This is a genomic window from Sodaliphilus sp. (assembly GCF_045598405.1).
Lineage (GTDB): Bacteria > Bacteroidota > Bacteroidia > Bacteroidales > Muribaculaceae > Sodaliphilus > Sodaliphilus limicaballi.
Window position 1 is genome coordinate 21,046 of record NZ_JAZLLZ010000045.1, and the last position, 6,891, is coordinate 27,936.

Annotated in this window: 4 protein-coding genes; all 4 read left to right on the forward strand. The window is 44.0% G+C overall.

The window, feature by feature from the left end; genetic code table 11:
* Window positions 1-86 precede the first annotated feature (86 nt).
* Window positions 87-1,262 carry an ATP-binding protein gene (locus ACKI3C_RS04150; protein WP_407402343.1) on the forward strand — a complete coding sequence of 392 codons (1,176 nt, stop codon included), beginning with the start codon at window positions 87-89 and terminating at the stop codon, window positions 1,260-1,262.
* Window positions 1,263-1,774: 512 nt separating this feature from the next.
* Entirely contained in the window at window positions 1,775-3,127 is a 1,353-nt protein-coding gene (locus ACKI3C_RS04155; RefSeq protein ID WP_407402345.1) for an AAA family ATPase, read from the forward strand.
* 5 nt (window positions 3,128-3,132) lie between these two features.
* Window positions 3,133-5,418 carry a restriction endonuclease gene (locus ACKI3C_RS04160; protein WP_407402347.1) on the forward strand — a complete coding sequence of 762 codons (2,286 nt, stop codon included), beginning with the start codon at window positions 3,133-3,135 and terminating at the stop codon, window positions 5,416-5,418.
* A 226-nt stretch (window positions 5,419-5,644) separates the two neighbouring features.
* Entirely contained in the window at window positions 5,645-6,472 is an 828-nt protein-coding gene (locus ACKI3C_RS04165) for a DUF4465 domain-containing protein (protein WP_407402349.1), read from the forward strand.
* The last annotated feature ends 419 nt before the right edge of the window (window positions 6,473-6,891 follow it).

A 6,891-nucleotide genomic window follows, 5' to 3' on the forward strand; every position in this document is an offset into this window, starting at 1 on the left:
GATAAAAATGCACTGTCATAGTGCATAATTTCCGTTATTATGCACTATGACAGTGCATTTAATAATATAAACTTTATATTGCAACGATGCAACAACTATTAGAAAACTATAAGAGACTTTTGAGTCTAACTGAAAGTACTTTCCACAGGTATATGTACTACAAGGTGAACTGGAATGGTCGCCTTGTGGGCATTGTTGGTGCAAGAGGAGTTGGTAAAACAACTATGATCTTGCAGCACATCAAGGAGGAGTTGGATGTGAATAAATGCTTGTATGTGAATGCTGAAGACTTTTATTTTGCTTCTCATAAACTTGTGGATCTTGCTGATGAGTTTTGCAAGATGGGCGGTGAGTACCTATGTATTGACGAGGTGCATCGATATGAGGGATGGTCGCACGAATTGAAATTGATTTATGACTATCACCCAGAACTTAAAGTAGTTTTCTCGGGCTCCTCAATTCTTGACATCAATAAAGGTGTCAAGGCTGATCTTTCACGCCGAGCAGTGAAATATACAATGTATGGGCTGTCGTTTCGAGAGTACCTTGAACTTTTTGAGGGAATCAAGAGTAAGACATACACATTGGAAGAAGTGTTGGAACACAAAGTGGAAATGGAGTCAAATTTTCGACCAATAATGTATTTCCGCAGATACCTTGAGAAAGGATATTATCCCTTTGCCTTAGAGGATAATTACGAAGAAAAACTCATGGGGGTAGTCACTAAAACATTAGAAACAGATATTCCTGAGTATGCCAGCATGAACATTTCTACAGGAAGAAAACTGAAACGACTCATGGCTGTGATAGCCCAGAGTGTACCTTTTAAACCCAATATGGTAACATTGGCTGAGGTACTGAGTGTATCACGCAATAATGTAGCCGACTATCTGCTGTATATCGAAGAAGCAGGTCTAATCACACAACTTCGCGACCAAACGGGTGGAGTGCGTTCCCTGGGCAAGGTGGACAAGGTGTATTTAGAGAATACTAACCTCATTTATGTGCTTGCCAAGACTGACCAAGCAGAAATCGGGAATGTTCGAGAGACTTTCTTCATGAATCAATTACGCGTTGTAAGTGACCCAATAACATCTGATGTATCAGACTTCCGTGTCGGTGAGTACACCTTTGAAGTTGGAGGACGCAACAAGAAGCAAAAACAAATACGAGGGGTAGAAAAAGCATTTGTAGTCAAGGATGACATCGAATATGGCGCACTGAATATAATTCCTCTTTGGATGTTCGGAATGCTTTATTAACGACTACATAACTAAACATTACCTTGTGCATGTTGAATTCCCGAGAGACAACAATAAACAACAAGAAAGTTTCGTAAGGTTGCCAGCAGACGAGAATTAGTTAACAATATACATTTTTCAACTATTTTTTAGATAATGTATTAATAATCAAATATATGGATAGTACATAACGATTGCAATTATATCAGGAATTTATAAGACAATGTACGACTTCTTCTGGTAGTTGGCAAAATTATTCACAGTTTGGTCGTATTGACAAAATTATAAAATCCTTACATCCAGAATATAACAATTTAATTGAGTATGAAAGTTCTTCATTTGTGAAAGAACTACAAAATGAATTGCTTAATCTTGATGAGTTGCCAACTGAACCAGGAATGACATTCAAAAAATTAGGTAATGGTCAGTATAATAATGCTATTTCGACTTATATCAAATTTCTTAAAGCAGTAGAGTTGATAGTTAATACTCCATCTGTATCCAGAAGTCAAAATAGAAATCTAAACGAGTCCTTGCAGCAGATTTATTATGGGGCGCCGGGTACTGGTAAGTCTCATGCTATCAATGAGCAGACCGAGGGCGAGAGCGTGATTCGAACAACCTTCCACCCCGATAGCGATTATTCTACTTTTGTGGGTGCTTATAAACCGACCACAAAGCAGATTACTTTGCGAGATATGTCGGGACATCCCATCTTAGAAGATGGCGTTGTCCTCAAAGAGGACCGCATCGTCTATGAGTTTGTCGACCAGGCATTCCTGCAGGCATACGTTAAGGCATGGAAGTTTTATGCCGAGAATGAGGCAGACCCAAAGAAGCAGTTCCTTGTTATCGAAGAAATCAACCGCGGTAACTGCGCTCAAATCTTCGGTGACCTGTTCCAACTGCTCGACCGCAATGAATGGGGATTCTCTGACTATCCCATTAATGCAGATAAGGACATGAAGAAGCAACTGAAGAAAGCCCTTGCAGGTCTTTCAATTGCTGATGCAGAAACCATCAACGGACTTTACAAAGGTCGTGATGTAGTCAAGGAAGTCCTTGAAGGAGATATCCTGTTGTTGCCAAGCAATCTATATATTTGGGCAACAATGAATACTAGTGACCAGAGTTTGTTCCCCATTGACAGTGCTTTCAAACGCCGTTGGGACTGGCAGTATATGCCCATCGCCCAAGGTCGTGATGAAGCAGGTAAGGAACTCGCCTGGACCATTGATGTCAATGGCAGCAAATACAGCTGGTGGTCATTCCTCGAGAAGATTAACGCTCAGATAGGCGAAGCAACCCAGTCAGAAGATAAGAAACTCGGTTTCTTCTTCTGCAAGGCAAAAGATGGTGTGATCACTCCCGAGACCTTCGTGGGCAAGGTGGTGTTCTATCTGTGGAACGATGTGTTCAAAGACTATGGTTTCGAGGGTTCAATATTTAAGGATAAAGACGGCACCGAACTTTCTTTCAACAAGTTCTATGCTGCCGACCTGAAAGGCAATGCCGTTGTTCAAAAAGATAAGGTGGAGTTGTTCTTGAACAACCTTAAAGTTGACCTTGCCAGTAGCGAGGATGAGACCGACGGAAACGACAAGGTGGGTATGACCATCATATACGACGGAGATGAAATCCGTGAGAAGAATGACCTCGAGACCTACGTCAAGGCAATTGAGAAAATAGGTGTTGAGCGTATCGCTCCGCTCAACATCACTTGCTATGGCCAGCAGGTTGTGGGAACCGAACCTCCTGCAAACTACGCATGGCGCACCGTCAACGACTACAAGATTTTGACCTTCAAGCTGCACAGACACATGGAGCGCATTCTTAACGAAATCGCTGCAGGTCTGCAGGAGGATATCAAGGTAACTTTTGAATAACAAAGATGCGCATCATAATTGAAGAATATAAGTACGCGGCAGCTGACGTGAAGGATGTTCTCAAGGGAATTGACGCCCTGGAGAACGTCGAGGGCTACGTCAGCGTGAACTACGTCGGCTATTTCTACAATACCGACGAGAGCGTTCGTGACTGCGTGTTTATTCTTCCCAAGGTGCTGCTCGAGGTAGGTGACGATAAGGAGGAACTTGTTTTCGGCAAGTATCGCCCCGAGGATATTATCAACCTCGATGCCCACAACCCCTTGACGCAGCAGGAAAAGGACTTCATCTATGAGTTCGCTGTGTGGATTTACCGCTCGATCGTGGTGTTCCACAACGACAAGCGAAACCAGACCTCAATCGTCTATCACAAGAAGATAGCCGAGGTGGGCAAGGGAGGCAGGCACCTGAGCAATACCTTCCTCGACATCCTGCTGTCGCTTGTGCAGTTCAACAAGGAGAACCAGAATTTCTTCTTCTTTGTGCTGCGCAACCTGCACGCTGGCTTCAATAAGATAAACTGGACACGCACCATTGCCACAACCGATGCCATCGTGCAAGGCAAGGATGCCATCTACCTGCGCCCGGTGAACAAAAAGAGACAGATCAACTTTGATGAGGAGTTGCTTGTCATCTTTTTCTCAATCTTGAACTACATCAGCGAGCACTACGGCTTCCCCGTGACCATCAACTGCAATTTCCAGCTGATTACCGGCAAGCAGTTCAAGACCTACCTCAACGGCATGGGCAAGGTGCGCCTGCGTCAGATAAAATACAAGTATTTCAGTGACAAGGCTCTCCAACTGTGGGACCTTTGCTACGCTTTCTTCGACACTGCGCGTCAGGTCTATGTGAGCACCGAGCAAAAGGAGTATCTGCTCGTGAAGAACTTCAACATAGTCTTTGAGGCAATCATCGACGAACTTGTGGGCGACCGCAACATCCCTGCAGGACTCAAAGAGCAGGACGATGGCAAGCGCATTGACCACATGTATAGCTACCAAGGTTTAACCACGCATGATGAGGACAAACCAATCTACTACATCGGTGACTCCAAGTATTACAAGCGTGGCAACCAGGTGGGCAAGGAGTCGGTTTACAAGCAGTTCACCTACGCGAGGAACGTCATTCAGTGGAACCTGAATTTGTTCATGAACGATGACCGTGATGATGCTGAACTGCAATATGACAAGAAGAACTTTGGCAACATACCCAAACTACGTGATGATGTGACCGAGGGCTACAATGTGATACCGAACTTCTTTATCAGCGCCAAGCTGAACAAAGACCTCAGTTACAAGGACGAGGTGGAAGTGACCGACAAGAAGAAAACTCACTTCGAGAACACTCACTTCGATAACCGCTTGTTCGACCGCGATACGCTGCTCATTTGCCACTATGATGTAAACTTCCTTTATGTCATCTCTCTGTATGCCCGTAACAACAGCCTGCAGAAAGATGCATGGAAGAAAAACGTTCGTGAAAAATTCCGCAGCGAGATACAGAGAATGCTCACCGAGAAATACTCCTTCTATGCTATGCAGGCACACCCCAATGTGGATGCCAAGGCATACTTGAAAGAGCATTTCCAGCAGACGCTCGGCAAGATATACACTCCATTCGGAACCGATGAAGTGTTCTCACTGGCACTTGACAAGCAAGATCCAGAGGGCAACAACGAGGCATTGCTTGCCGAACTGCGCAAGCACTTCTATGTTGAAAAGTGTGGTATAGGCATAGACCCGCACACGGTGCTGCCGGCTGTTGAGGGACAGGCAACATTAAGTTTGCCGCCCGATGATTATGTCTTGGTTGGCTGTACTCGTGCCGACAACCATCGCAACTGGGTATTCACAAACGGGAAGTACAACATCCGTTTGGACATGGGTACCGGCGTAGAGGGTGCTGTGAGACCTACCCATGAATATATGAGCGTTTCACATCTCATTATCTACAAAGAAGATGAGCGTTATGTGACCGAGATATACAACATGCTAGGTTCGGAAAAAGGTACGCCTGAGTTTGCCAACTATGACAGGATGAAAGCTCTGAAATATCCGTTTAATATCAAGAGACTTCCTTCAAATACATACGAGCAAAGGGCATACAAGAAATACAACAATCGAGTATATATGTTCTATAACTTTGATGTCGTTCCCAATAAGTTGGAAAACGGCATGGCTATAGATTTAGCAAAACTCATACTCGAGAATACAACCGAAGAAACCCCAGTAGGAACTCCCATTCTAATAAAAGTGAGAGACCTCAACAAATACATAGTGACGAAATAATATGGAGGAGAAAACGATTATAACCAGGCGGTTCAAATGTGCCCAACCATTGGCTATCACTTTGAGCTCTGATGGATTAATCCGCATCGGTCGTTATGTCATTGGCAAGCACAACAAATTAACTGATGAAATATAGGAAATAATTGCATATTTTATTAAAAATCAGTATCTTTGCATCCGATTTTTTAAAACATCTAACATCATAAACTTTTTAAATGCAAATAAAATGAAGAAAATCTTTACTCTATTGGCTGTTTGCCTGGTGTCTCTTTCGGCTATCGCCCAAGACGTTGTGACCTTTGAAGGTGACTATTTCTCTTCCAAGATTGATAATCCTCAGTATATGGGTCCGCAGCTCTATGGCGATGGTACTTATAACTGGACCGACGAGAAAACTACTCTCTCTTCTGAACTCACTGACCTTTACATGGACGGTTGTTTCTGGGGTGGCGGCGTGGCTATCTCTAACTACATCGATGCAAACATCGAAAATAGCAGCTACAATAATCAACTCGCTGTACCTGTGAGCAATGGTTCAGAGAACTTCGCTGTTGTATATGGCGACTATACCTACGTTTATTTCAACGACGCCAAGCCTCGCGTCATCAAATCTATGGATGTTTGCCCCACATCTTACGTCCTCAATTCAGAGACAATCGGCGATGGCACCTCAAATACTCTTCAGAACGATCCTAACGGATGGTTAAAGGTGACAGTAGTTGCTGATGACGATGAAGATAACATTGTAGAGTTCTACCTCTGCAAGGACGGTGTTGTTCAGAAGGATTGGAAGACAGTTGACCTCTCGGCTCTGGGCAAGGTCACAATGCTCACATTCTATTTCTCTGGTAGCGACGTTGGTAGTTGGGGACTCAACACACCTGCTTACTTCGCTTTAGACAACATTGAGGTAGACGAAGACTTTACAGGCATTTCTTCTTTGCAGAGCTCTGAAAGCAGAACACATGATGCCTACAACCTGTTCGGTGTTCGTGTAAACGAGGACTACAAGGGAATCGTGATCCAGAACGGTAAAAAAATATTAAGAAAGTAAAAGGTTTTCTATCATTGTTTTAGGAACAACAATTCTTAAAGAAAGTGTATTTTGCTGAATTTGCAGAATACGCTTTTTTTATGTTCGCCCAGCACGAACGTATTCTAACGGGTGCAAGTCCCCAAGCCGCCCTAACAGTGGGAAGGCTACAGCCGAAGGCAAGGGTGCCCACCGCGAGGTGGAATCTGAAGGAAGCCGTAGGCAAACATCTGGCCCTACGTACAGAAACTTGATACCAAGGCTTATGAGAGTGGATAAGTCTGCATAACAAGACAAAGTCCTATAACTGTTCGGAACTCTCGGAGTAAATCAAGCGGGTATAAGGTGGAAAGAATGCGTCCATAACTGGGGAGGCCTCAAGGGCGAGCCCGCACGGATAAGCAGTAACAACGAGCCTTGAGAAGTCAGCAGACGCCTGC